A 25,772-nucleotide genomic window follows, 5' to 3' on the forward strand; every position below is an offset into this window, starting at 1 on the left:
TTAGAACACTTTGCGCAATTGCCAGAAGAAGTCCGCTTCCATTTCCTTCGCAACATCTTCATTAACGTTGCGCTCACTGATGGGAAATGCGGTAACAAACTGGGTAGTAAACCCGCGTCCCAGCTCACCCTCGACTCGAAAGCCAGCGTCTGTTAACGATCTCGTACGTCCAAATTCGCCGCCGGCATCCTCATAGACTGCTTCGCCGTGCTCGATAAATATTGATGGGGTAAGCTCCATACCGAAGACCGTCCAACTATCCTGAGCGAGTTTAGTTCTAACGTAATAGCCACTATCCCCTATCAAGGCACCTGGCAGGTAGGCAGCCAACGTCGATATACCCCCGAGAACAAATTGCTTCTGCTGCGGTACTTGCTTGCCGTCCGCGTACTGACCCAGCACATCGATATCAAATGAAAAGCTACCGCCCAATCCGATTTTCATTCCTAGCTTGGGCTTAAACAACAAATATTCGGCCGTGCGCTTACCACTGCTTACGGCATCGGCAAAATCTTCCGTTCCCAGCGTACCGGAATCTCCGCTAAGCCCGTTTTCTACAAAGCCCTGCGCACTCCAACGCACCGGCTGACCAAACACGCGTGATTGACGAAAATACTTCAGCCCCACTTCCAGCCCGCCATGTGCCTCATCTTCCAGTACCTGCCCATTATCAAGCGACACTTCAGACTCGGTGTATTCCAGCCGCTCACTAACGGTGAGCCTGTGCTGACGATTAGCAAACAGGATCTGCTCTCCGGTCAGTGCGGCAGACTGAATTTCACCCTCAACCACCACAGCGGTGCGCGACGCTGCAGGCGTAGGACACAATACCGGAAGAAGAAGGCATACAGGCGAATTGTCTGGTTGCGACGAATTCACCAGAAAAGCGTCGCGCTCATAATCAACCGCCGACACTTCCATACCATAGAGCCCTAACCGTGTTGGTTTGCCGAGTTTAAGGCTTAAACCGTGATAGTTCTTGCCGCCACTGTTTTCACCCCAATCTGTCAGCGCACCGTCATATTCTAGCTTCAGCTCGGTACCGTTCCAGAAATGGTGTCTGATTTCTGCGCCACCAAAGTAACGACCAACGAAGCGGTTTCCTTCATTACCCATCGACAACGAAAACTCTGTCGGCGAATAGTCTGATGCTTCTTCGTGGGTAAACACCAGACTCAACTTCGAAGGATCATCGTCGGTTTTGTATTTTATAACGTACTCGCGCCCCATACGCTGGGCTTGCAACTCAGCCAACACACGCCGGCGTTCAAACTCATCTACGGTGAGATCATCATCACCGACGAGCGGTGAAAAGTGCGATTTTACGCTGTCCGGCCCTTCAATTGCTGCCAGTTCACCATTCACAACATGGACGTAAACGGTGTCGCCGCGCTGCGCATAATAAACTGTGACCAGCAAATGCCCCGAACGATAATAGGCCTGATTCAAGGCTCGGATAGCCTGTGACGGAGTTTTCGAAGCCCCCGTCAACCGCAAAATCTGCTCTTCGGTCAGGTAGCGATTGCCACTGATTTTTACCGGCGTTTCGCCAACACGAGTTTGAATAGTTCCAGCACTAATACTCGACTGAGCTTCAATACGTTCTGCAGTAGAAAGTTGCGGAGGTATAACCGGCGGCAGATCGATTGCCATAAAGTATCGTCCCTACTATCCGTCAATGTATTTAACCATCCGGCCAGGATGGCTACTTTGTCGCCGTTTCCGGCGTAAGCTCGCTAATTACGCGCATATCAACACGCCGATTACGCGCACGTCCCTCAGCATTGTCTGCCCCCGTCGCGAGACTGTTAGACGCTACTGGTTGCGACGAGCCATAGCCTCGATAACGCAGCCTGTAAGAAGCGATACCACGGGCTATCAGGTAATCGTAAACCGCTTTGGCACGCGCATCAGAAACCTCGATATTGATCTCTTCACTACCACGCGAATCCGTGTGCCCACCGATTTCTACCACGACCTGAAATTGCTGTCGCAAGACGGCCACCACACGATCGAGTATTTCAAACGATTCGGGGCGCAAAACTGTGCCATTAAAATCAAAAAACACACCCACCAACTCCAGTGGAGCCCCTTTTGTCAGATGACAACCGCTGGGCAATACAATGGCGTTGTTCGGCGTGTCGTCACAATAGTCTTGCGAATTACAAACACCATCTCCATCATCGTCGTCACAATTTGGCAAACTGATTTCGGTGTTTTTCCGCTTGCGGATCGTGTCAGACTCAGGTTCCGGCAAGCTGGCAACACCGACAGACGAACTGGAAAAGCCAATACCGTCTAGATCGTCCGCAGGGATTGCATTCATATCAATAACGGTATTATTGCCGGAAAGTGAATCGACATCACCAAGGGTAACCACTGGCAAGACGGGTATGCCGCCCTCCCGCTCCAACGATCGTAATGCACCATCTGCGAAGGTTTGCGCCTGCACACTTGCACCTATCAATAGATACGCGATCAACCATAAAGCGCGCCACCAACAGATACCTTTCCCCGCGATCAAATGATTCAATGTATCAAGCCCTTAGCTAGTGTCTAACTGTTGTTTCGAGAAACGCCCGCCCAGCTTAACATTTCGTTACCAGCCCCTCACTCGCAATTTATCGCTTGCGAAAGCCGCAGCGTGCTACGTCACACGCCAAAACAGAATAGTTAGCAATAAGGTGATCCGCCAGACTAAAGCGCGGCAGTGCGGTAGCAAATCGCAAAAAAAAGCCTCCCAGCGGGAGGCAAACGTCAAGACCTATAGGGGGCCTTCTTAGGGGAGCGGAAGCGCGTCCAGAGGTAAAGCACCTGTCAGTGTGCCAACCACGTCAACCGGCAAACCCGGCAACGACGGTGCTCCACCCGATGGAGTCAGACCGGTCAGCGTACCTACCGGATCAACCGGCAAACCCGGTAGCGACGGTGCGCCACCACCAGAAACAACACTGAAGACTGTTGCGACCGGATCAACCGGGAGGCTTGGAATGCCACCATCAGTGGGCAGGAGGCTCAACAGATCGGAGGGATCGTTCGGCAGGCCAGGCAATGGCGCAGCAGGGAGCTCGCCCACAAAGCCAGCGAGGTCGGCCAAGGGCAAACCGGTGCCATTTTGCAGATCGCTAAGCATACTGGGCAAACCCGCCACCGGATTTGCATCAGGGGTCAGCGCAAACCGACTGCCAGCCACGTTAACATCGACCAGCCCACCGTCGCCTATCAAACCAACAGCCAGAACATCACCAATACCCGGTGCGTGTAACACTATCCCTGCGACGGGTTGCGTGAACGCTGCGGAGGAAAAACCGGCAGCCAGCGTTGCGGCGATGGCGGATTTCAGTGCGTGTTTTTTAAATTTTTTCATGCGTTATCTCCTTGTCTTCAACGCCGCTGAGACATACTACGAGACAGTTTTCACAATAAGTGCTCAGCGTTGAGTCCATTACACATTCATTTTCAACTGCTTATTGTGTGATTACTCACAATACGTAGTTATCCGTAGGTCAGCGACCCCGACTGTGAACCAGCGCAAGCAAACCTCGCCAACCGAGCACAAAAAAGACTTCAACTTATTGTTTTTATTTAATTTAAATAATCAGGCCAATTTTTAGCGGCGCTACGGCCTCATAACCAGGTTCTGAGACAGGCCGCCCGAACGCCGCCAATTGGTAATAATTACAAATTAGATTGAAAAGATATGGACATAAATCCAGCTTCCTCGCCTACCGCTACGTTACACATGTAACGTTCTGAAAGCTGTCGCGATAGCTTACCTGCGTCACAGACTCTGCTATGGTGCACTGCGTGTTCATTGACAGACATTCGCTCATGAAAGCCACGCTACTGGACGCCGGCTCACTGCACCTGGCCGACCTGAACATCAGTCCATTGCAAAACGCCGTGACCACACTGGATAGTTTTGAGTACTCACCGCCCGACACCTTACCGGGCCGCTTACTCGACACGGATATAGCGTTGACCAACAAGGTTCCGCTCGACCAGCATGTGCTGTCGCGTTTACCACACCTGAAATTGATTGTGGTCTTAGCCACCGGGGTTAACAATATTGATCTGGAGGCTGCTCGCCGCCAGAAAATCGCTGTGTGCAACAACGTCGATTACGCCACGAACTCACTGGTAGAACACACACTGGCGCTCATGCTTGCGTTGGCGCGCCACCTACCCTACTACCAGCAAACGGTGCAACAGGGAGTCTGGCAACGCAGCACGCAATTTTGCCTGTTGGACCAACCTTTAATTGGCCTTGCGGGGAAAAAGCTGGGAATTATCGGCGCCGGCAATTCAGGCCGCGCCGTAGCAAAAGTCGCACGCGCCATGGGGATGAAAACAGCAGCATTGCAATCTTTTTCGGCCGAGACGCAACAGGAAGCGGCATTACCTAGAGAGGGGTTAACCACTTTGCTGGCTACGAGCGATGTCATTTCCATCCATTGCCCGCTGAGCGATCAGACGCGCAACCTGATCGATGAAGCAGAATTGCAACTGATGAAACGTGGTGCCTTATTGATCAACACCTCACGCGGAGGCATTGTCAATGAACGCGCACTGGCGCGCGCGTTGAGCAAAGGCCAGCTTGGCGGCGCCGCCACCGATGTGCTGACCGAAGAGCCCCCGCGTAACGGGAACCCACTGTTATCCCTGAAACATCCGAACCTGATCATCACACCACACAATGCCTGGGGTAGCCGTGAATCCCGGCAGGCACTGATTGCCCAATCGGCAGAGATTATTCAGGCCTTTCAGGCAGGAAACCTCATAAACTGCGTCAATGGTCCTCTTACTTGAGTGGCACCACTACGCTAATTTCACCGCCATCAACGTTTTCCATGCGCTTTTCGGTGGCTGGCTCTTCTATCATATAAAGCTTACCTTTCCATTTAACCGCCGGTTTTGGTTCCTGGCTCTGGAAAAAGTTGGGAGCCTGGCTTTTTTCAGAAAACAGATACTGCTGTTCTGACTCAGCAGGAAGCACTAGATTCAAATCCAGAGGCTGAGCCAACGCTTTACCTGCATTTGCAGCATCAGCCGAAATGCTCTCGCGGCTAGTTTGACCGTCACCCCCTCCCTCATCGGCAGGTGCAACCGTGCCGGAAGACGGCGCCCCCAGCTCCGTGATACTGGTGACATCCGTCACTGCCGTATCACCATGCCCATCGCCGCCAGTTGACTCCATTTTACCGCAGCCAGTAAACAGCAGACCAAGACAGACAACCATACACAACTGCAAAACCACTGTGCCTTTCATTACAACACCCTATAAATATTCAGGTTTAAACCCGCCGCTTTAACGCTAAGACAAGCACGCCCAACAAGAGTTCGTCCGAATGGGTTAGTTGCCGCGCTTGAACCGGCTATCTCGGCGGGATTAAATAGCGCCACACTAACAAAGAGGAAATACCATGGGACGACTAGATGGTAAAGTTGCCATTATTACTGGCGCCGCGCGCGGCATGGGCGAGACGACGGCCCGACTGTTCGCCAAGGAGGGTGCACAAGTGGTTATTGGCGATGTCCTCGACAAGGAAGGCCAGGCGGTTGCGGATAGCATCGGAGAGCAGGCTCATTATCTGCATCTCGACGTAACCAGTGAAGCTGACTGGCAAAAAGCTGTTGCCCTGGCGTCCTCGCTGGGCAGTTACAATGTACTGGTCAACAATGCAGCTATTCTATACTACGCCGCGATCACCGAGGCCACTCCCGACGATTATCTAAAGGTTATCCGGGTCAATCAACTGGGCCCCTACATAGGCATCCGTGAATCTTTTGCCGCCATGAAAGCGGCCGGTGGCGGGTCAATCATCAACATCTCGTCCATCGACGGCCTGCAGTCAAAAAATGGACTCAGCGCTTACTCCTCGACCAAATGGGCCCTACGCGGGCTGACCAAATCCGCCGCCCTGGAGTATGGACCCCACAACATTCGGGTAAACACGGTACATCCTGGAGGAGTCTTCACGGCCATGCATGCCGCCGGTGATAAAACGGAGCCCAATGACGACGACAATGCCTTTTATGTCAATCACCCCCTGCCACGGGTGGGTCTGCCCATAGAAATAGCCAATATGTCGCTGTATCTCGCGTCTGACGACAGTAGTTATTCGACAGGCTCAGAATTTATCGTTGACGGTGGCTGGAATGCCGGCATGCGGTTGGATTTGCTGCCCACATCCTGATTAAGAAGTGATGAAGACGGTGCCGCGCGGCGCCGTCTGACCGAAGATTTTGCTCTATTAACCCCAGCGACTTAAAGAGCCTCATCGACACCGATGTAATCAATTCGCGGGTAGGAAACCCACTTGAAGCTGTGCGGATGGCCGCAAATCATGCATTGATGGGGTGTTTCCCCTGTTTTTTGATCAGTGGCGCCACATTTTTCGACCATGCCGTGATCGCACTTGTCGCAGACGTAGTTGACCTCGACCGTTTGTACCTTGCGTTTGACCTCACCCACCGCGAGCCCCCTCTGTTATTTTGGTGAACGTGACTCATCCTGCTGACGCTTATCACGCAAGGCCTGCTCCGCCTTGCGCAATTCGTTTTCCAATACCGTCAACATGCTGTTCCAGCCGGTGACCAACGCTTCACTGGCATCATCTACAAGCGTATCAAGGTCGTTACCCTGAAGTTCGGCGAGCTCCTGCCGCAGTCGCTCATTGTCTTCCTTGACCGTTTGCAACTCCGCTCGCAGCGCACTCAACTCACGCGCAAGGTCGCGCTGATATTCCCGCCCCTGCTGATATTGATACCCCTGCAAGCCCAACGCACATACAGCAATCACAGCAACAACTATCAACCCAATACGATTCATAAAGGCCTTCTACCAAGCGGTAATAATTGTATTTAGCCTACAAGCGCACTACTCTTTTCACAAGAGTATTTCCCTCGGGAAAACCCGCTAATAATTTGAGAATTAGAATGAAAGTTGAACTGCTGCTCACCGGCAACGAAATCATGTCTGGCGATATTGTCGACTCCAATTCAGCCATGATGGCAGATCTTCTGGGCCAGCATGGCTGGCGTATTGCCCGCAAAGTAACACTGGGCGATGACCTACCGGAACTGGTTGACGAAATTAAAGCACAAACCCGCAGCAGCCAGGTGCTGATCATCAATGGCGGGCTGGGGCCAACGGTAGACGACCTGACCGCCAAGGCTCTGGCACTGGCTGCCAATGTACCACTGACCGAACACCCTGACGCCATGGCACATCTGGAGCACTGGTGTGGCAAACGCAACTACGCCATCAACGAAGCCAATCGCAAGCAAGCTATCCTGCCGAAAGGCTGCGAAATACTTGCCAATGAAACCGGCAGCGCTGTAGGTATTTTTCTCACGATTAACGACTGCCTGATCTTTGCTACTCCAGGCGTACCCTCCGAGCTGCGACTCATGTTTAAACACGAAGTGTTGCCGCGCCTGTGCAAACGCTTTGCGCCGGGAGCCGTGGAAACACGACGCCTGCTGGTTTTTGGCCGCGGCGAATCCACTTTACAGGAACTCATATCCAATCAGTATCCCGACTGGCCAGCCGAGATCGAGCTCGGCTTTCGCGCTTCCATGCCGGCACTGGAAGTCAAACTGACGACACGCTCTGCCAATCAGAGCTTGCTGGATACCTGGCAGCAACGCCTGATCGACGATATTTTTCAGGATACCTATATTGCCAACGCGCCCTCCAGTCTGGCGCAGGCAGCCGTCGACGCACTGTATCGAGAACAGTTGCACGTGGCCACGGCCGAATCCTGCACCGGTGGCATGGTTGCCAGCCAGCTTACCGACATAGCCGGCGCATCACAGGTGTTTGAGGCAGGTTGGGTAACCTATTCCAATGCGATGAAGCAGGCGCAATTGGGCGTTCCGGCTGAGGCCCTGGAACACTACGGCGCGGTTAGTAAGCCAGTCGCCGAGGCCATGGCCAATGGCGCGCTGCGGCACAGCGGAGCCGATATCGCCGTGGCGGTAACCGGCATTGCCGGCCCTGATGGCGGCACCGAACAAAAGCCCGTTGGCACGGTCTGGATCGCTCTCGCCACACGCGACAACGTTTACAGCTACCCGCTTCACATACCCCTTGGACGGAGCCTATTCAGAGCCTGGGTGAGCGCACTGTGCCTGGATTTGATACGTCGCTGCGCGCTGGGTTACAGTCTGCATCCTGGCTACATGGAGCGCTATCTGGTCGATCAGGCCGACTGAGCCAGGTGCTCATCAAGCCATTGCAGCATCATGACGTAAATCCCCTTAACCGCTGCTGCTGACTCGGTCTCACTGGCACCGGCGGGCACAAACTCACCGAACCAATCAACCCGACAACGGGTGTCATCAATTGCGGTCACTCGGGGGCCAGCCAGATAATCGGTGACGGGCATGGGGTTGCCATGAGGAATGGTATAACGCAACTCCCTAGCTTGATGATCAATGGATTGCAGTACCTCATCAATAGGCTCCATCTCCGGCATAAATATCCGGCGGGTCATTCCTACGCCCTCGCCAATAAGCTCAACCCGGTCCATACCCGGCGCCCAACTGATATCACCAAAATTTGCCAGCACTGCCCATACCTGATCGGCTGGAACCGTAAATTCACGGCTTACCACTACCTCTGTCACTGTCCTTTACTCCCTTTACCAAAATATCGCCACTATTGGCCTGATACGCCGCTACCGGCTTAAAAAATGCTAATGCCCCTGCACACAAAGGCTGTTAGGCTAGCCTTTTAACTTTGCATAACTAACACGAATATAATATTACGATGCCTGCTCACGCTCTCTCTGCCACGTATATCCAGCGGCCCGTTTGGCTACTCAGCATGGATTCAGACCAGTTTTACGCCGCGCCGACCACCACTGGCGGGCTGAAAGCCTATTTCCAGCGCTACAGCGCCCAACCTGACGCGGCCGACATTTCACTGGTGCATTTTCGCGACGGAGACCAGGCGCTGGCCTGGCCCGAAACCTGGCGCAAGCAACACCTCGCAACAGCTGAAGCCGCCCTCGCCGCAGGCATTCGCCCCATTATCGGTTTTAGCTTTTACACCTGGAATGCCGCAGAATTTCTGGCCATTGCCCGCGACATCAAGCAGGCATGCCCGGAAGCGCTGCTGGTGGCCGGCGGGCCTCACGTGCAACAGGCAGAAGACTACCTCTTTGATGAACCCCTTGACCTCATCGTTCTGGGTGAGGGAGAGACAACATTTCAGGAAATTATCGACAATCCAGAACGCGACAACTGGGCCGCCATTGATGGCTTGGCCTACCTCGACGGCGACACCCTGGTAAAAACCCGCGAGCGCAATCGGCGCATGGATCTTGACAGCCTGCCCTCGGCGCTGGAGGTCGTGCCGCTCACCGACGCTGAAGGCAAAGCACTGTATGATTCAATTTCCTATGAAACCAGCCGCGGCTGTCCTTTCAAATGCGCGTTTTGCGAATGGGGAACCGGTGCTATCGGCACCAAGATGTACCAATTTTCGATGGAGCGTATCGAACGCGACTGGCGCCAGATTGTCGGTTCCGGCATCAAGGACATCTGGTTGGCGGACTCCAACTTTGGCGCACTGAAAGACGACCTTGCCAAAGCCGAATTGATCTGCGAACTCAAAAGCGAAACCGGCTATCCCAGCACCTTTGCCACTTCCTGGTCTAAAAAACACAGTCCGCGCGTGCAGGAAATTGTGTTGCTGCTGAATCGGCATGGCCTGCTGCCCCACTATCAGCTGGCGCTTCAGACTCTAACGCCACTGGCACTGGAACTCAGCAATCGCCAGAATATGGCATCCAACAAGTATGAGCCGATCGCCAAACAGATGGCAGAACAGGGCGTACCCATCGCCGCAGAACTCATCTGGGGGCTACCCGGCGACAACCTGCGCGATTTCGAAAGCAATCTGGATCAGTTGCTAGCCACCTTCCCCAACATCAATATATTCGGATATACCCTGTTGCCGGGCACCGAATTCTACGAAAAACGCAATGAATACCAGATTCAGACCATACCGGTAGCGGGCTATGGCAAGGCCAAAGGCGAATACGTGGTGGGTTGCCATACCTTCAGCCGCGACGAGGGCTTTGAAGGCTATTTCCTGATCAGCTCACATATCCTGTTTGTTCACGGCCACCTGCTGCCGCTCACCACCCGCTTCCTCGCGCTGTCGAACTGCAGCGGCATATCGACCCTGTTGCGCTCGCTGTTGCGCGACTGTCTAGAAGAATACCGGGAAGAACTGGGAGGTCTCGATGCCAGCGACCGGATGGCCGTGTATGAACAGCGTGCGAAAATTTATCTGGCCCTGCTGCAGTCGCCACAGCGCAGCTATCGCCTGCTGGAAACCAGAATGTGCGAGTGGCTTGTCGAACAGGGCCACTCTGGTGAGTTTATCGAGCAACTGCGTTGCGTGTTGGCGCTGGACAAAACCCTGAGCCCCCGCATTGGCGGCAAGCACAGCGCCTGGCAACACTTTGAATTTGATGCGCAAAGCCTACTGAAAAGTCTAAGCGCCATGGAATTGCCAGAGTGGGAGCTCTTGCAGAATCAACAGCAGGACGTGCTGATTGAAACACCCGGCGGTGTCGGCGACATTCTAAAGGACCCTGACGGTGGTAGCTGGCTGAAAGGTAATATTCAACGCAGCGCCATCGTTGTGGATCGCCTGCCTGCCTGAATTAGTCGCAGGGCTTCAAAGGCCCTGCGTACCCAGCTCGGCGCGTAACCGCTCTGCTTCCCGCGCCAGATCTTGCCCATCAGCGGGTGCCGCATTAGCAAAATTGGCATCTTCCATACGATTGATTGGCACCAGATGCAGGTGCGTATGCGGCACTTCCAGCCCGACAATCTGCAGCGATACGCGCTGACAATCGTAAACCGCCTTCTGCGCCTTGGAGATTGCCCGCGCTACAGACAGACAATGGTTGGCCAGCGCTTGAGGCATATCGTCCCAGTGATCTATTTCCTCAACCGGAATGACCAGAACATGCCCTGCACAAATCGGGGCAATAGTCATAATGGCGACGGCCTGTTCATCACGCCAGATAAAATGCCCGGGCAGCTCACCTGCAATGATTCGACTGAAAATAGTAGCCATTGTCGTTTATCCCTCCAGTGACAAAATAAATCGATACGCCTGCCGCAAGCGCTGCTCCAGTGCTTTACGACCAGCAAGTTGAAATTCATCGGCAAGATTTTTCCACGAATGACCCTGCAATACTTTTTTCAGAGCGATCGCGACATCTTCGGTTTCAGGTAATCCAACAGGACAGTTCGCCAAATAGGAATACAAACCCGCATAGGCATGCTCGTAGGCTATTTCACCTACTGCAAATCTCTGGGCATCACGTCTTGCAGCACCGTTGACCCGAATCGTAAGATCGCGCGCGTTGAGTAGACCAAGAGCCACCTTCCAATCCAGCTCACTAAATATTTCACGCAACTGCAGGGGAAAGTCTTGTGCAAACCGCTCGCAGACCGGTGTAAGAACCCGCGCCGCTAATTCCGACAATGGCCGCGCGACCAACAGCGCTCGGCTGCCACTACAGGGGTCGCGTCGAATGCCCAGACGCAACGGCACATAGTCAGCGCCCAACCAGAAAGGTAATACATCACTGTCAGCAGCAAAACTGGAGGCGACGTAATCCAAGCCCTCAGCCAGAGAAAAATTCTCTATTTCGCCCAGTAATAATCGGCCGAGGCCGCGGCGGCGCACAGATTGATGAACCGCGATGCGACTGACACGTGCACAGCGCATACGCAGGCCCTCATCGACACCCAAATGGTAAGTGAGGGATTGTGGCAACAGATGCCCCTGCAGGCGTCGCTGCCCCTGTTGCACCGGATCAAGCCAGGTATCGGGCAGCCCACCCTCCTCCATAACCAGCGCGGCCCCCAGTACCGCCCCATTTTCGCTGCGCAGCACAAAAACGCTGGTGGCCAGTGAATCCATCAACTGCTGCAAATCCGAAGGTGACGTTTGATAATGCGCTGCAACCAATAATCCGAAGATCTGTCTTAACAAGTCTTCGTCTGCAAGCAAGGCCATTTTATCAACCCACTCCACGCGCAGCTTATCATCTGTGTTAGAAGGCGCGGATACGGGTTCTGCATCCAGCAGAAAACAACGGTTCAAAAAGCCTTCGAGTGGATCTCCCTCACTCCAGCGAATAGGCTCCTGAAGTTCAGCCAGGTGCCACTGCGGGGCTATTCGATCAAGGGAGTCAGCGAAACGAATATCAAAGCCGCGCCCCGACCCCTCGTAGCCATGTACTGTGGTGGCAAACACTACCCGCGGATAGCGTTTTACCATTGCCTCAAGCAGAGCGGGTGGGATCGCCGCAGCTTCATCTACCAGCAGAATGCGCCCCGGCGGACTGTGCTTCAATAATTGATCTGGCGGGTAATACACCATTTCGCTGTCGCCAACGACCAGCGCGCTAGCGCTGGCATCCTCGCTGCGCCCCACTGCCTCAGTCGCATGATTGAACAGCGTAACAACCGACTGGCGACGCGGTGCTGTAATCAGGATGTTGCCCGTGTCTTCTTGCAGAAACTCGGCGGCACACAGGCCCAATAACGCAGATTTACCGCGCCCCCGGTCAGCGCGAATCACCAGCGGCCGGCGACGATGCCCGTGCAGCACCCTGCGTACCAGCGCCATAACCTCCAACTGGTCTGCCGTAGGCAGTGACGCATCAGCAGCCAGGGTAGGAAATGGCGCGTCCGGCACCGTCCAGCCCGAGGTTTGCGAGTAGTGATAGCGCTGAGGATACTGCTCAATGCAGCGCAGCACATGCTGCCAATAATGACTGGGAGAACCGTCGTCGCAGGTAAAATAGCTGTACCAGTCTTGCGGAGCCGGTGCCAACACCAGCAATAGACCGCTGCGGACAAGGCAGCCGCCACTCGCCGCAAGGGTATTGAGGTCTGGCCGCGCGTAGAGGTCCCATAACAGCAGGTCGCACTCCTGGCCGAGAAGAGTCGATTTTGCGGTAGGCTCAACGCCCGCGACGGTGTGGCTACCAACTAGCAGCACGTCGCCAGACAGCGATTCCAGCACCTGTGCCGCCGCAGTGTTTACCCAACCGCGCTCACCGCTCAGAAACAGCAACCCACGACAGCCACTTTGCTGGAGTTTCTGCAACAGTGCGCTCAGCACGACGGATACACCGGAGCCCGTTTCATATGGCTGTGCAACACCAGCGCATCCGCACACTGATATATGCTTGCCACTTCATCACCAAGGTGCCGACCGCAGCTTTCCACAATCATCTGCGATATCTGGGCCAGGTTGAGCAACCCACCATCTACACAAGCCTGCATATATCCCTCCAGATAAAAACGCTGCGCAGGCGGCACATCACTGCCCTCGGCAAAAGCTCGAAAATAGGCGTCCAGTGCGTCGCGTATCGTATCTTCTGGCGTATCGGAGGTCATCATGGTTGTTACGGTAGCTGGATCAACACCCAGGGCGCAATGACAAGCGCCCAGACCTCGGCGTTCTCGTCGAACCACTGCTGCGCTTGGGTGTCGTCTGGCACCCGAAGCTTATCTTGCGCAATCCATGCCTCCACCGTTGATGTGTCGTTATCGATAATGGCCTTACCGGCATCAATCAGGTCTATGCCCTGAGCTACCTCTCTCACCACACCGCGAGCAAAATAGCGCTGCAGTTCATGCCAGCCAATGCGCCCAGTCTGCCCATTCAGACGGGTTTCGAGATCCAGCATCGGGTCCTTAAAATGATTCACAATTTTCCTTTTTCAATCTGTGGCCAAGAAAGCTGCCAGGGGGCGCTCAATTCAGCCAATCGCTGTTGGCAGGGCTCGGCGAGAAATGCCGTCCCCTGCGCTGGAGGCAAAGTATAGCGGATTAGCTCGCTGCCCACGGAGAACGCCAGCGAATACGCATGGAGGTAACACCGATCGGGTTGGCTCTGCGAACTGCCATAGCGGGTATCGCCCAGGATCGGCGCACCGAGACTGCGCATCACCACCCTGAGCTGATGAGTGCGGCCCGTTAACGGTTTTAACAAAAACAACCGACACCCGTCCCCCAATCCATAACTGAAGAATTGCGTCACGGACCACGGCTCGCCTGAGCGCGCCAAGCGATAACTTCCAGCGCGGGCTTTCACCAGGGCACCTTCGACTTTACCCTGTTTTTTTGACGGCTTTTTATCGGACAGCGCCAGATAATATTTTTCAACCTGCCGTTGTTCAAATTGCGCGCTGAGCGCAGCAGCTGAAGCCGGGGTTTTTGCCAGAAGCCACAATCCCGATGTCGCCTGATCCAGTCGATGAACTGGCGCGAGATACGGGTAACCGGTCTGTTGTCGCAGCAAGTCGAGCAGGGATACAAGCTGCTGGTCGCGGTGCACCGAAAAGCCTGCGGGTTTGTCTACCAAAAGGTAGTCTGCGGTATCAGAAACAATGATTATTTTCACGCTGTCCTGGCTTGTGGATAAAATCGCTCGGGTAATTTGCACGTTTTTCACGCATTTTCACACAGTTACAAAGATGTGACAGTGTCGACATGAAAAAATCATATATTGCGACGCTCTAACAGATTCAGTACGTTTCTCAAGCCTAAAAAGACAAAAATGTTATAAAAATATTGCTGTTTACGCTGGGCTGGAAAAAAGTTTTCCCCAGATTCAGTGAACAACCCTGTGGATAACTCTGGGCAAAAGAGCGCAAACGGCGAAGCGATGCAGCCCTCGCAAAACTGTCTATTTTTTAATCAGGACGATCAAGCTGCATACGCTTGCTAAGATGAAAAACCGCACCGATAACACCCAACATCACTGCGCTGGCAAACCAGTAAGGTAATGAGGCTTCGCTCCGGTACAGCATCCCCCCTGCAATCGGCCCAACCACAAAGCCCATGCCCGCAGCAGAACCCAACAATCCTGCCAACGCGCCTTGCTCGTGCGCGTCAACAACCATCGTTGCACTCGCGGTATAGCCCGGGCCCGCCATACCCATTCCCAACCCGAAAAACACCATGGCACCCAACAACATTGGCAGATTCGATGCATTGGCAATCATAAGATAGCCGACAAAACTGAACGGCAAACCGAATCGCACCAGGTTAATCGGAACGCCATTGTAACGCTGGACGATGCCAAACTGTGCCACGAGCATCGATGCCGACGAAATGACCATCGCCATAGAAAACATCTGCGCAGCATGCACCCCGTCGAGCTGCAATATATCCTGATAATAAAAACCCAAGGTTTGTTGAACCATGCCCAACATGCTGAAAATGGCAAACCCGATCAAGACAAACGCTCGAAATCGCGGATCAAAGGCCCGCAGTTTTTTCTCATTTTTAGGGCGGCTTTTATGCGACTCCGTCGGGGGAAGATAGCGCATAACCAGCACTGCGGCGATCAATGTTATGCATGCTTGCAAATACATTGGCGCGAGAAAGCTGATGGATACAAACCAGGCCAGCGCCGGCCCCACCATCGAACCCACCTGATTAAACGCGCTTAACTTGCCAATGCCTTTGACGCGGTCGGGGAGAGTTGTCACGTCAACCACATAAGCGGAGGCCGCTGGATTGGCTGCGGACATGATGACCGCGTGCAACACCCTTGTCGCCAGCAGCAACCCATAGAGCGCAACGCCGCCGAGCAGCCCGGCCAACCCCACCGAAGCCGCAGTATTGAACGTGACGGTGCCAATACTGTAGCCAACCAGTCCGAAAATAATGATGGGCTTGCGACCAAAGCGGTCACTCATGCGCCCCCAAAAGGGCGACACCATTGAAAAGATCAAAGCTGTTAACGCTGAGAGTGACGTAATGGCCATTTCCCTAGGAGCAAAGGTCATGTCTGTAAATGGCACTGGAAAAATAATTTGATCCAGCTGCAGCTCGCGCCCCAGCATGGGCAAAACGGCAAAGACCACCGTCTGCCCCATACCAATCGCCATCATGGCGAAATAAAGCATGGTCAAATTTGGCTTCCTGTCGGCTGCCTGTGCATGTTTGGTCACAAGAGAATCCTGAGCATGAATGCCTGCACCAGGCAATCGGAAGAACGGGAAATGTGGCGCCACCGAAGGCTTTGCCCCTGCGGTATTCACAGAAGCTAATGGTACACTACCGACCATAAGGACTAGAAATCATTGGTGCTAATTTGACAAACCAGAACCCAATTTTTATCCGTTTACTGAACTGGCTGGAACGCACCGGCAATCAACTACCCCACCCGACCCTGCTGTTTGTCTATCTCTGCGCCCTGGTCGCTGTGCTGTCGGCCCTATTGACGTGGCTTGGGGTGCAGGCGACCCACCCGGCCACCGACGAAACACTGATAGTGCGTTCATTACTGAGCGCTGATGGTCTGCGCTGGATGGTGACTCATACCGTCAAAAACTTTGTCAGCTTTGCCCCCGTCGGCACCGTTTTGGTTGCCATTCTCGGCATTGGCCTAGCTGAGCACTCGGGCTTATTGGGCGCACTGCTGCGCGCACTCGTGGCTCGTACCCGCGGCAACCTGCTCACTGCAGGCATTGTGTTCGCGGGAGTACTGTCATCGCTCGGAGCAGATTCAGGCTATGTGGTACTGGTACCTCTGGCGGGATTCGCCTTTGCCAGTGCGGGCCGACATCCGCTGGCGGGTATTGCGGCTGCCTTTGCCGGGGTCTCCGGCGGTTATAGTGCCAACCTAGCCATTGGGCCACTCGACGCAATTCTGGCCGGACTGTCCACGGAAGCGGTCAAACTAGTAGCAGACGCCGGCGTTGCCGCCAGCGATAACTACTATTTCATGATCGCCTCCACCGCGTTAATCACCGCGCTCGGCACCTTGGCCACCCAACGCTGGGTTGAGCCCAGGCTCGGACACTATGCGTCAGCAGAACCCACAGAAGCTTTTGCTGACAAGGCAAGCGATCCGGTCTCTTACCGCTGGACACTCATTGTCAGCCTGAGCTGGGCTATCGCACTGCTGGCGGCGACGGTGCCGAGCGATGGCATATTGCGTAACCCCAATACCGGAAGCCTGATAGGCTCTGCGTTCCTCTCCGGCATCGTTACGCTGATCGCTTTATCTATTGCCAGCGCCAGTATCGCCTTTGGCTTCGAAAACAAACGCTATCGGCGCGCCACAGACTGGATTGAGGGCATGGAAAAAAGCATGGCCAGTATGGCGTCCTATCTCGTGCTTATGTTTTTTGCTGCTCAATTCGTCAACTATTTTGCCTGGTCCGGCATGGGAGCCATAGCCGCAGTTAAGGGGGCCAACCTGCTGGCCACACTGGCTATTCCTTCAGCACCGCTACTGATTGTATTTATCCTGCTGTGCGCTGTTATCAACCTGCTGATTGGCAGCGCTTCTGCCAAATGGGCTCTGCTGGCACCTGTGTTTGTGCCTATGCTGTACCTGCTCGGAATCTCGCCGGAAGCCACCCAGCTTGCTTACCGCATCGGCGACAGTTCAACGAATATCATTACGCCCTTGATGCCTTACTTCGGGGTGGTTGTCGCGTTCGCTCAACGCTACGACAAAAATTTAGGCATCGGCACAATGATGGCTCTGATGCTGCCCTATTCCCTGCTGTTTCTGGGAGGCTGGTCGATTATGCTGCTAGCGTGGATGTGGTTGGATTGGCCCATTGGGCCGGGGGGAGCCGGATTCTGAAAACCTGCGCCGGACTAGTGGGTTCCGGCGCAGTTATTCAATGTGCGGTATGGGTGTCTGGCAATCAGCCTTTAACTTCAGCTTCCATTTCTTTCAGTCCGACATGGCGCACGTCTTTACCTTCCACCAGGTAGATAACATGTTCCGCAATATTGCGCGCATGATCGCCAATCCGCTCCAGAGAGCGCAGTGACCACATGATATTCAGCACGCTGCCTATACTGCGCGGATCCTCGATCATATAAGTGACCAAACTACGCATCGCGGTGCCGTATTCCATATCGACCGATTTGTCTTCCTGAGCAACCGTCAACGCCAATTTGCTATCAAAGCGAGCAAACGCGTCCAGCGCATCACGCACCATTGCGCCTACGTGATCGCCGATATGACGTATCTCGAGGTAGCTGCGTGACACACCGCCCTCGTTCGCCAATGCGATGGAGTGCTTCGCAATTTTGGTTGCCTCATCCCCCATGCGCTCAAGATCATTCAAGGCTTTGCTGATGGCCAGTACCATTCGCAGGTCGCTTGCAGCGGGCTGTCGTCGCGCCAGAATCAGGGTACATTCTTCATCTATCTCTACTTCAAGGTCGTTTACCTTGTTATCCCGCTGGGCAACTTCTTCCGCCATGCCGCTATCGAGATTCATAAAAGCGGAAATTGCATCGCGCACCTGTTTTTCAACCAGTCCGCCCATTTCCAGCATGCGTGTTTTCGCGTCGTCCAACTCGGCGTTGAATTGCTGCGAAATGTGGTGTGAGTGCAAATCTTTTTCCATCATGAGATCCTGGACTTATCCGTAACGACCGGTAATGTAATCTTCAGTCTGCTTCTGCGCGGGGTTGGTAAACAGCGTATCAGTGTCGCCAAACTCTATCAGCTTACCCATGTACATAAACGCAGTATAGTCCGAAACACGCGCTGCCTGCTGCATATTGTGGGTAACAATTACTATCGTGTATTTCGATTTGAGTTCGTAGATTAACTCTTCGATTTTAAGCGTTGAAATCGGATCGAGCGCCGAGGCTGGTTCATCCAGCAACAGCACCTCAGGTTCCACCGCAATCGTGCGCGCAATCACCAAGCGCTGCTGCTGACCGCCCGACATGCCCAGCGCGTTATCCTGCAAACGATCTTTCACTTCGTCCCACAGGGCTGCCCCACGCAAAGAACGCTCAACGGCTTCGTCAAGCACGCGCTTTTTATTAATGCCCTGAATACGAAGACCATAGGCAACGTTTTCATAGATTGACTTCGGAAAGGGATTCGGCTTCTGAAATACCATACCAACATTGCGGCGCAGAGCAGCGGCATCAACCGACTTGTCATAGATATTATGGCTGTCGAGCTTGATCTTCCCGTTGATTCGGCAGCCATCCACCAGATCGTTCATTCGGTTAAAACAGCGCAGCAGTGTCGATTTACCGCAACCGCTAGGGCCGATAAACGCCGTAACGCGCTTGCGGGGAATCTGCATGTCGACGTTATATAGGGCCTGTTTTTCACCATAGAAAAGGTTCAGGTCTTCTACCGTCAGCGCGATATCCTCATCGGCGAGTTTTTTAGTGCCGGCACTGCGCCCCAGGGAATCCATTCTGATCGCGTGGGTACGGGCTTTGGTTGAATCCGTGCTCATGATGTCACCGTGTCAAAATAATTCTGTTAAATTTCCAGCGCCTTGTACTTCTCGCGCAGATGATTTCGCAGCGCAACTGCGCTCAGGTTCAGTAGGGCAATAATCACTACCAGCAACAGCGCGGTCGCGTATACCAGTGGTCGAGCTGCCTCAACGTTGGGGCTTTGAAAACCCACGTCGTAAATATGAAAGCCAAGATGCATGAACTTCTGGTCGAGATGAAAGTAGGGAAAATTGCCGTTCACCGGCAGCGTCGGCGCCAGTTTAACCACCCCTACCAGCATCAACGGCGCTACCTCACCGGCCGCACGAGCCACCGCCAGAATCAGGCCCGTCATCATGGCCGGGCTGGTCATCGGCAGCACCACCCGCCACAAGGTTTCCGCCTTGGTTGCCCCCAGAGCAAGGCTGCCTTCACGCAGCGCTTTCGGTATCCGCGACAACCCTTCTTCTGTGGCAACAATTACCACAGGCAGGGTTAGCAGCGCCAATGTCAGCGACGCCCACAGCAGACCCGGGGTGCCGAACGTGGGCGCAGGCAAGGCCTCCGGGAAAAACACCTGATCAATTTCGGAGCCTAGGAAATAGATAAAAAAGCCCAGCCCGAACACGCCGTAAACAATCGACGGCACGCCAGCCAGATTGTTTACAGCGATACGGATGATTCGGGTCATGAGGCCTTGGCGCGCATACTCACGCAAATACACCGCCGCAACGACGCCGAACGGGGTAACAATGATGGACATGATGATAACCATCACCACGGTGCCGAAGATGGCTGGGAAAATGCCCCCCTCGGTATTGGCTTCGCGCGGCTCATCGCTGAGAAATTCCCAAAACTTGGCGATATAAAACAGGATCTTGCCGCCTATCCCCATCGCATTGGGCTTATAGGCATGCACAATCTTCGCCAGCGGCAGCTCAACCTGCTGGCCTGAGGCCACTTCAGCGACAATACTGTCGCGATTTATCTGCCCGTAGAGCTCGATCAGCTGCTGTTGGTATGCCCTGTATTCGTTGTCCAGCTCCGCTCGCTCGGCGGCAATTACTGCCTCTTTTTCGGCACGTCTGGCCGGACTCATATCCTCATCAAGTTCGAGGCCGCGCTCACGAAGACGCAACTTCTCTATCTTGTAGTTAATCGCGCCAATATCTTTCTTTTCAATTTTCTCAATCTGCTCGAACAGTAACTGCGCCCGTTCAAGGCGGGACTCGAACTCCGCCCACGCTGAGTCGCCGCTGGCAACAACGCTACCCGCTTCCTTCACCTCTCGCAGAAAGCCGTAGAAATTGCCCCACTCACGACGTTCCAGCACCATAATATCGTCGGGGTAGCTGATATCCGACAGATAAAGGCTAAGCACCCAGCCAAAATCCGCACCGGTCACATCGCGGTTACCCTTTTTGATTAACTGGCGATCGAGGAACACCTCGTTCGTGTCGATCGTGAATCCCGCACTGCGCAATTGCTCTATTGGCACAGATTCTACTTGTACTTGTTCTCCGATCAGACGCGTCGCGCTGTCGCCATGGGGCTGATACTGCGCCTGCATGACGTCTGCGGGCCAGAAGTGGCCGAAACCGCGCACCATCAGCAATACCAGCAGGCCGACAACCGCAATGGCACTGAGGCTGACGGCGGCCGCATTTATCCAGATCAGTGGCTCACCACGCCGACACCACTCGTAGAAAGAATGACGTTTTTTACTTTCCAGAGGCATTGAAATACTTCCTACAGGTTGCCGTAGCGGTTACGCAATCGCTGGCGGACAATTTCTGCCATCGTGTTAACCACAAAGGTGAAAAGGAACAGCACGAAAGCCGCGAGAAAAAGGACACGGTAGTGACTGCTGTCCACTTCCGTCTCACCGATTTCCACAGCGATATTCGCCGCCAGGGTGCGCATACCCTCAAAGATGTTCATGTCCATCACCGGGGTATTGCCGGTGGCCATAAGCACAATCATGGTTTCGCCCACGGCACGTCCCATACCGATCATCAGAGCCGAGAATATGCCGGGGCTGGCCGTTGGCATTACCACGCCTACCAAGGTCTGCCAAGGCGTTGCGCCCAGTGCCAACGAACCATAGCTGAGATGCTTGGGTACAGAAAAAATAGCGTCTTCGGCGATGGAGAATATTGTGGGAATGACCGCAAACCCCATGGCTACACCCACCACCAGCGAGTTGCGCTGATCAAAGGAAATACCCAGGTCAGCAGTAAGCCAGGCGCGCATATCGCCGTCAAAAAACCAGCGTTCCACCGGCGCGCTCATCCAGACACACAGCGCGACCACACCTATGATCACTGGCAGCAGTAATACCGGATGCCAACCATCGGGCACGTGCTTGCGCCAACGCATCGGAATGTAATTCCAAAACCAGGCAAAAGCGAGCACGCCCACCGGCAGGAAAATGAAAATACTGAATACCGCCGGCAGATGCTTTTCTATAAAAGGGGCTAGCCACAAACCCGCAAGAAAACCCAGAATTACAGTCGGCAAGGCTTCCATCAGTTCGATCAGCGGCTTGACCTTGCGCCGCATCGCCGGCGCCATAAAGTAGGCAGTATAGATCGCGCCGCAGATAGCCAGCGGTGCCGCTATGACCATCGCGTAAAATGCTGCTTTCAGGGTGCCAAATGCGAGCGGAGCAAAACTGTATTTGGGCTCGAAATCATTATTGGACGCTGAAGACTGCCAGATATAGTCAGGCTCGGGGTAACTCTCATACCAGACTTCTTCCCACAGAACCGACCAGGACACTTCCGGATGCTCGTTCTCAACCGCCCACACCAGGAATTGCCCATCGCTGGTCTCTGCTAGCAGGGTTTCAGCCCGTGGCGAGATCGCGCTTTGCACGATCGAAGCGCCAAGCGATTTGCTTGCTAGGTGGCGCTGCGAGGTGCTGTAGTAAAGATTCGCTTCACCTGCAGTATTGATCGCGACAAATCCCTTGCGCCGATGCTCCGGGCTAACTGTCACAATACCCTTTTTACTATCGGCGAAGCGGCGAATCTTATGCAAGTGAACTACACCGTCGCTATTGACGTTGAACCACTGCGTCGTCTCACCGTTGCTGTTGGAGATCAATAGCGAAACGCCGCCGAGAAGAAAGCGCGCGTCAGTTAACATCGCGTTATCAAACAGTACACCGGCATCAACGATTTCTTCAGCACTTACGTCAATAAGCCGATACTGCCCTTTCGGCGACAGGGCATAGAGCCAGTCCTGACTGGGCCCCAGTAGAATGGCCTGGGGTTTGATATCCAGATCCGGCAGTGACAGCTGCTCTTCAACCAGGGTGACTTCCTCGGTCAGGAAATCCTCTTCCTTGACCCAGCGTCGTCCCTCCAGCTTGCCGCCTGCGGTGTAGGCAATTGCCACCAGAGCTTCGTCGTTGTCTCTCACGGCCAGTTTGAGCAGTGGCTGATCCGCCAGCCGAATCGGAGCTTCACCGAAGGGGTAGCGCATGACCGGCGTTATCAACCGCTGGTCGTTCGGGTAGCTGATTTTGTAGTGGTGTTTAGCGATCAGCACACTACCGTCCGACAAACCAACGCTGAACACCCGACTGGTTTCCGATTCAACGGCAAAGCTGGTCACACTGGTGCCTTCCGGCAGGGGCAGAAAACCATCGTTGACCACGCTGCCATCAGCGAGCCTGAAGAAACTGTACTGGCCATCTTCAGCCAGACGGAAAGCCACCTCGGCCTGTTCCTCTATCGCCAGATGGAGCGTAGGGGCAGCACTGCCTACCCGGGCAAACTGGTGTTCCTGCTGCATACTGGCAGGTTGAAACAGTGGCAGGATTTCATACAGCAGATAAAAGAAGATCAGCAAAATGGCGACCAGCACACTGGAGCCTCCAACGCTGATCCCGACAGCCGCAGCCTTGTCTTTGAATTTGCGCCAGCGCGCAAAGCGGGTGTTGTCTCCCGAGAATACTGATTCGCTCACTGCTGGCTCCACAGGTCCATGTCGCGGCTCATGATATGTCTATTTTGTTACAGTATTGTTACAAAGGCGACTCAATGCGTCATCGCCTCTAAAGCAAAACGGCCACGCCTGTCGGCGTGGCCGCTCGGCCGTCGGGCATATTATATGCCGAGGGCTTTTAAGGTCTTCTCAGTGACCTTTGAAGGCAGCGGTATATAGCCGTCTTTTACCACAACTTCCTGCCCCTGTTTTGACATCACCATCTTAATGAACTCACGCTCCAGCGGGCTCAGCGGCTTGTTGGGCGCCTTATTGATGTAAACATAGAGGAAGCGCGCCAATGGATAGCTGCCAGCGACCGCGTTGTCTTTGGTTGCAGCAACGAATTCTTTGCCTGACTTGCTGATCGGCACTGCCCGAACGCTGGATGTTTTATAACCAATGCCCGAGTAGCCAACGCCATTAATGGAAGTAGCAACAGACTGCACTACGGAGGCTGAGCCAGGCTGCTCGTTTACGGTATTTTTGAAGTCGCCTTTACACAGGGCTTTCTCTTTAAAATAACCATAAGTACCGGACACCGAGTTGCGGCCAAACAGCTGCACATCGCGGTTACTCCAGGCACCGGTCATGCCAATGCCGCCCCAGGTGTCAATGCTACTGGGGGCACCACACTTGCGAGTACTGGAGAATATGGCATCTACCTGCTTGATTGTCAGCCCTTGGATCGGGTTATCTTTATGCACGAAAACAGCCAGGGCATCAATTGCAACCGGCACGGCGGTAGGCTTGTAGCCAAACTTGCTTTCGAAGGCTTCAATCTCTTTATCCTTCATCTTGCGGCTCATAGGCCCCATGTTGGAGGTGCCTTCGGTCAGAGCCGGAGGCGCAGTGGACGAGCCCGCTGCCTGAATCTGGATGTTCACATTGGGGTAAAGACGCTTGAACTCTTCGCCCCAGAGCGTCATTAGGTTGGCCAGCGTATCAGAGCCCACGCTAGACAGGTTGCCCGATACACCGGACGCTTTTTCATAGGTCGCCAGATCCTGATCAACCGTGCTGGCAGATACCAGGTTGATTGTCAGTGCGGCGCCGGCAATTGCAGCCTTGCCTAACCATGTCTTCAATTTCATTACCGTCTCCTGATCGTCGGTCGTGGCTTTTTGGTCACCCGACCACATTAATACAGATTTGTGACACTAAAATGACAAACCGCATTTACCGCAATATTTCTTTCACACATCCCGGCGCTGAGTCGCTGAAATGGGGAAAATACAGGTGAAGCGGCTACCTTTGCCCGGATTACTGCGTATTCGCAACTCACCGTGATGACGAATAAGAATATGTTTGACGATGGCCAACCCCAAGCCGGTACCGCCGGTGGTTGTGGCGCGGCTCTGATCTACCCGGTAAAAACGCTCGGTGAGGCGTGGCAGATGCTGCGGTTCGATACCGATACCGGTGTCCTCCACCTCAAAATAGGCATGATCTCGATCCGCATACCAGCGCAGCGTAATCGTATCTCCATCGCGCGTATAGCGGGCGGCATTGACCGCCAGATTGGAAAAGGCGCTCTGGATCTCCTTACTATCACCCATCAGGCGAAGCGTTTCATCGCAATGTACCTCGACCGTGCGCTCGCCAGTTGCCGCCGCAGCAATCTCCTCACGTAGACCTTCCATTAACCCATTAACCGCTACGAGGTCGTCCTGCCTGCCCGAAGGTAGCGATTCCAACCGCGACAGGGTCATCAGGTCGTTAATGAGATTTTGCATCCGCCGGCTCTGGGAGGTCATCTGTTCAAATGCCCGAGCCGCCGGCGTGTCAGCCTCCGCTTGGTCAGCCAACATTTCCACATACCCGTTTATCACCGTTAGCGGTGTCCGCAGCTCATGCGATACGTTGGCAACAAAATCCTTACGCATCTGTTCCAGCTGAACCGTGCGGGTGATATCGCGGGCAAATAACAGACGATTATCCCGCCCAAAAACAGAGACCGATACACTCAGGCGCACCTGACCATTCACCGGCGACGCCATCTGAAAGCGTTCGCCGTAATCCCAGGATTCAAAGTAGGCAATAAAGTCGGGAGCTCGCAGAAGATTGACGAGCAAGCGCCCATTGTCATCGGGGTGACGCAAACCGAGCAGCGTATGCGCGGCGCGATTAGCCCACTCGATGGAACCATCGGGGCTTAACATCACCACAGCATCGGCCATTGAAGCGAAAGACGCCCGAAGATGTTCAATATCTGCCTGCAAGCGGGCATTGACCTTCTGGGTTTCACGCTGGATTTGCGACAGCGTATCGAACACCTGTCCCCACAGGCCGGCCGCCTCAGGCGGTTCGTCTCGCCCTGCCCCCCGATACAGCCAGCGATTGAGTTGGCGCAGTTGGTTTAAAGACCACAGAGCATAGGCAAGTGCAGTGCCAAACAGAAACCAAAGTAGAAAATCGAGGATAAGCCCAAAGAAGGCGGCGATGCCCAATAACAACCCGAACCGCGCAAGCTCAGTCTTCCAGCCTTGCAGCGGCAT

General features: G+C 54.2%; 24 protein-coding genes. 5 read left to right on the forward strand and 19 right to left on the reverse strand.

From position 1 onward, the window contains the following. The 3 genes from AC222A_RS01090 to AC222A_RS01100 form a co-directional block, all read right to left on the reverse strand. The gene (locus tag AC222A_RS01090; protein WP_486774559.1) at positions 1-1,653 is read right to left on the reverse strand and encodes a ShlB/FhaC/HecB family hemolysin secretion/activation protein; all 1,653 of its coding nucleotides are present in this window, start codon (positions 1,651-1,653) and stop codon (positions 1-3) included. A gap of 52 nt (positions 1,654-1,705) precedes the next feature. Further along, positions 1,706-2,452, reverse strand: a complete 747-nt coding sequence (locus AC222A_RS01095; RefSeq protein ID WP_372748647.1) for an OmpA family protein — start codon at positions 2,450-2,452, stop codon at positions 1,706-1,708. A 327-nt stretch (positions 2,453-2,779) separates the two neighbouring features. Further along, positions 2,780-3,367, reverse strand: coding sequence for a hypothetical protein (locus tag AC222A_RS01100; protein ID WP_486774560.1), 588 nt, complete (start codon positions 3,365-3,367; stop codon positions 2,780-2,782). A gap of 464 nt (positions 3,368-3,831) precedes the next feature. On the opposite strand from AC222A_RS01100, the gene AC222A_RS01105 reads away from it, so the two are divergent. Continuing rightward, positions 3,832-4,809, forward strand: coding sequence for a D-2-hydroxyacid dehydrogenase (locus AC222A_RS01105; protein ID WP_372748649.1), 978 nt, complete (start codon positions 3,832-3,834; stop codon positions 4,807-4,809). Here AC222A_RS01105 and AC222A_RS01110 read toward each other — a convergent pair. Continuing rightward, positions 4,802-5,269 carry a hypothetical protein gene (locus tag AC222A_RS01110; RefSeq protein ID WP_372748650.1) on the reverse strand — a complete coding sequence of 156 codons (468 nt, stop codon included), beginning with the start codon at positions 5,267-5,269 and terminating at the stop codon, positions 4,802-4,804. The genes AC222A_RS01105 and AC222A_RS01110 overlap by 8 nt on opposite strands. Positions 5,270-5,423: 154 nt before the next feature. Here AC222A_RS01110 and AC222A_RS01115 point away from each other — a divergent pair, with 154 nt between their 5' ends. Beyond that, positions 5,424-6,197: a glucose 1-dehydrogenase gene (locus AC222A_RS01115; RefSeq protein ID WP_372748651.1), complete on the forward strand. Its 774-nt coding sequence runs from the start codon at positions 5,424-5,426 to the stop codon at positions 6,195-6,197. A 71-nt stretch (positions 6,198-6,268) separates the two neighbouring features. On the opposite strand, the gene AC222A_RS01120 is transcribed toward AC222A_RS01115, so the two are convergent. Further along, positions 6,269-6,475, reverse strand: coding sequence for a type II citrate synthase (locus AC222A_RS01120; protein WP_372748652.1), 207 nt, complete (start codon positions 6,473-6,475; stop codon positions 6,269-6,271). Positions 6,476-6,490: 15 nt separating this feature from the next. After that, positions 6,491-6,832, reverse strand: a complete 342-nt coding sequence (locus AC222A_RS01125) for an FtsB family cell division protein (protein ID WP_372758269.1) — start codon at positions 6,830-6,832, stop codon at positions 6,491-6,493. A 107-nt stretch (positions 6,833-6,939) separates the two neighbouring features. On the opposite strand from AC222A_RS01125, the gene AC222A_RS01130 reads away from it, so the two are divergent. Continuing rightward, positions 6,940-8,220 (forward strand): CinA family nicotinamide mononucleotide deamidase-related protein, encoded by a 1,281-nt coding sequence (locus AC222A_RS01130; RefSeq protein WP_372748654.1) that lies wholly within the window; start codon positions 6,940-6,942, stop codon positions 8,218-8,220. Here AC222A_RS01130 and AC222A_RS01135 read toward each other — a convergent pair. Beyond that, positions 8,208-8,633: an SRPBCC family protein gene (locus AC222A_RS01135; RefSeq protein ID WP_372797806.1), complete on the reverse strand. Its 426-nt coding sequence runs from the start codon at positions 8,631-8,633 to the stop codon at positions 8,208-8,210. The genes AC222A_RS01130 and AC222A_RS01135 overlap by 13 nt on opposite strands. Before the next feature lie 200 nt (positions 8,634-8,833). Between AC222A_RS01135 and AC222A_RS01140 the strand changes: the two genes are divergently transcribed. After that, positions 8,834-10,684, forward strand: a complete 1,851-nt coding sequence (locus AC222A_RS01140) for a B12-binding domain-containing radical SAM protein (RefSeq protein WP_372758267.1) — start codon at positions 8,834-8,836, stop codon at positions 10,682-10,684. Positions 10,685-10,699: 15 nt separating this feature from the next. On the opposite strand, the gene AC222A_RS01145 is transcribed toward AC222A_RS01140, so the two are convergent. The 6 genes from AC222A_RS01145 to AC222A_RS01170 all read right to left on the reverse strand — a co-directional run bounded on the left by AC222A_RS01145 (position 10,700) and on the right by AC222A_RS01170 (position 16,013). Beyond that, positions 10,700-11,104 carry an HIT family protein gene (locus AC222A_RS01145; RefSeq protein ID WP_372748115.1) on the reverse strand — a complete coding sequence of 135 codons (405 nt, stop codon included), beginning with the start codon at positions 11,102-11,104 and terminating at the stop codon, positions 10,700-10,702. A gap of 6 nt (positions 11,105-11,110) precedes the next feature. Continuing rightward, the gene (locus tag AC222A_RS01150; protein WP_486774561.1) at positions 11,111-13,168 is read right to left on the reverse strand and encodes a tRNA(Met) cytidine acetyltransferase TmcA; all 2,058 of its coding nucleotides are present in this window, start codon (positions 13,166-13,168) and stop codon (positions 11,111-11,113) included. Then, positions 13,162-13,449, reverse strand: a complete 288-nt coding sequence (locus AC222A_RS01155) for a hypothetical protein (protein WP_372748117.1) — start codon at positions 13,447-13,449, stop codon at positions 13,162-13,164. The genes AC222A_RS01150 and AC222A_RS01155 overlap by 7 nt, the downstream gene beginning before the upstream one ends. 5 nt (positions 13,450-13,454) lie before the next feature. Next, entirely contained in the window at positions 13,455-13,760 is a 306-nt protein-coding gene (locus AC222A_RS01160; protein WP_372748118.1) for a DUF2288 domain-containing protein, read from the reverse strand. Then, positions 13,757-14,455, reverse strand: coding sequence for a pseudouridine synthase (locus tag AC222A_RS01165; protein WP_372748119.1), 699 nt, complete (start codon positions 14,453-14,455; stop codon positions 13,757-13,759). The genes AC222A_RS01160 and AC222A_RS01165 overlap by 4 nt, the downstream gene beginning before the upstream one ends. A 292-nt stretch (positions 14,456-14,747) precedes the next feature. After that, on the reverse strand, positions 14,748-16,013 hold the full coding sequence (locus tag AC222A_RS01170; RefSeq protein WP_372763591.1) for an MFS transporter: 1,266 nt from the start codon (positions 16,011-16,013) through the stop codon (positions 14,748-14,750). Between the two features lie 143 nt (positions 16,014-16,156). Here AC222A_RS01170 and AC222A_RS01175 point away from each other — a divergent pair, with 143 nt between their 5' ends. Then, positions 16,157-17,662 carry an AbgT family transporter gene (locus AC222A_RS01175; protein ID WP_372760205.1) on the forward strand — a complete coding sequence of 502 codons (1,506 nt, stop codon included), beginning with the start codon at positions 16,157-16,159 and terminating at the stop codon, positions 17,660-17,662. Positions 17,663-17,726: 64 nt separating this feature from the next. On the opposite strand, the gene phoU is transcribed toward AC222A_RS01175, so the two are convergent. From phoU to phoR, 6 genes are all read right to left on the reverse strand, one after another. Further along, the gene (gene phoU / locus AC222A_RS01180; protein WP_372748122.1) at positions 17,727-18,443 is read right to left on the reverse strand and encodes a phosphate signaling complex protein PhoU; all 717 of its coding nucleotides are present in this window, start codon (positions 18,441-18,443) and stop codon (positions 17,727-17,729) included. Positions 18,444-18,455: 12 nt separating this feature from the next. Next, positions 18,456-19,298 (reverse strand): phosphate ABC transporter ATP-binding protein PstB, encoded by an 843-nt coding sequence (pstB, locus tag AC222A_RS01185; protein ID WP_372748123.1) that lies wholly within the window; start codon positions 19,296-19,298, stop codon positions 18,456-18,458. A 26-nt stretch (positions 19,299-19,324) separates the two neighbouring features. Then, positions 19,325-21,019 carry a phosphate ABC transporter permease PstA gene (pstA, locus tag AC222A_RS01190; RefSeq protein ID WP_372759438.1) on the reverse strand — a complete coding sequence of 565 codons (1,695 nt, stop codon included), beginning with the start codon at positions 21,017-21,019 and terminating at the stop codon, positions 19,325-19,327. Positions 21,020-21,030: 11 nt separating this feature from the next. Further along, positions 21,031-23,256: an ABC transporter permease subunit gene (locus AC222A_RS01195; protein ID WP_372763590.1), complete on the reverse strand. Its 2,226-nt coding sequence runs from the start codon at positions 23,254-23,256 to the stop codon at positions 21,031-21,033. A gap of 140 nt (positions 23,257-23,396) precedes the next feature. Further along, the gene (locus AC222A_RS01200; RefSeq protein WP_372750047.1) at positions 23,397-24,368 is read right to left on the reverse strand and encodes a PstS family phosphate ABC transporter substrate-binding protein; all 972 of its coding nucleotides are present in this window, start codon (positions 24,366-24,368) and stop codon (positions 23,397-23,399) included. Positions 24,369-24,470: 102 nt separating this feature from the next. Further along, on the reverse strand, positions 24,471-25,772 hold the full coding sequence (phoR, locus tag AC222A_RS01205) for a phosphate regulon sensor histidine kinase PhoR (RefSeq protein WP_372797126.1): 1,302 nt from the start codon (positions 25,770-25,772) through the stop codon (positions 24,471-24,473).

The organism is Litorivivens sp., from assembly GCF_057445395.1.

What these genes read in the sequence shown, in the direction of transcription:
- pstB (WP_372748123.1), bottom strand. Translation starts at nt 19,298, where the DNA reads ATGAGCACGGATTCAACCAAAGCCCGTACCCACGCGATCAGAATGGAT.
- AC222A_RS01125 (WP_372758269.1), bottom strand. Translation starts at nt 6,832, where the DNA reads ATGAATCGTATTGGGTTGATAGTTGTTGCTGTGATTGCTGTATGTGCG.
- AC222A_RS01090 (WP_486774559.1), bottom strand. Translation starts at nt 1,653, where the DNA reads ATGGCAATCGATCTGCCGCCGGTTATACCTCCGCAACTTTCTACTGCA.
- AC222A_RS01200 (WP_372750047.1), bottom strand. Translation starts at nt 24,368, where the DNA reads ATGAAATTGAAGACATGGTTAGGCAAGGCTGCAATTGCCGGCGCCGCA.
- AC222A_RS01100 (WP_486774560.1), bottom strand. Translation starts at nt 3,367, where the DNA reads ATGAAAAAATTTAAAAAACACGCACTGAAATCCGCCATCGCCGCAACG.
- AC222A_RS01145 (WP_372748115.1), bottom strand. Translation starts at nt 11,104, where the DNA reads ATGGCTACTATTTTCAGTCGAATCATTGCAGGTGAGCTGCCCGGGCAT.
- AC222A_RS01130 (WP_372748654.1), top strand. Translation starts at nt 6,940, where the DNA reads ATGAAAGTTGAACTGCTGCTCACCGGCAACGAAATCATGTCTGGCGAT.
- AC222A_RS01105 (WP_372748649.1), top strand. Translation starts at nt 3,832, where the DNA reads ATGAAAGCCACGCTACTGGACGCCGGCTCACTGCACCTGGCCGACCTG.
- pstA (WP_372759438.1), bottom strand. Translation starts at nt 21,019, where the DNA reads ATGCCTCTGGAAAGTAAAAAACGTCATTCTTTCTACGAGTGGTGTCGG.
- phoU (WP_372748122.1), bottom strand. Translation starts at nt 18,443, where the DNA reads ATGATGGAAAAAGATTTGCACTCACACCACATTTCGCAGCAATTCAAC.
- AC222A_RS01115 (WP_372748651.1), top strand. Translation starts at nt 5,424, where the DNA reads ATGGGACGACTAGATGGTAAAGTTGCCATTATTACTGGCGCCGCGCGC.
- AC222A_RS01110 (WP_372748650.1), bottom strand. Translation starts at nt 5,269, where the DNA reads ATGAAAGGCACAGTGGTTTTGCAGTTGTGTATGGTTGTCTGTCTTGGT.
- phoR (WP_372797126.1), bottom strand. Translation starts at nt 25,772, where the DNA reads ATGCCGCTGCAAGGCTGGAAGACTGAGCTTGCGCGGTTCGGGTTGTTA.
- AC222A_RS01155 (WP_372748117.1), bottom strand. Translation starts at nt 13,449, where the DNA reads ATGATGACCTCCGATACGCCAGAAGATACGATACGCGACGCACTGGAC.
- AC222A_RS01140 (WP_372758267.1), top strand. Translation starts at nt 8,834, where the DNA reads ATGGATTCAGACCAGTTTTACGCCGCGCCGACCACCACTGGCGGGCTG.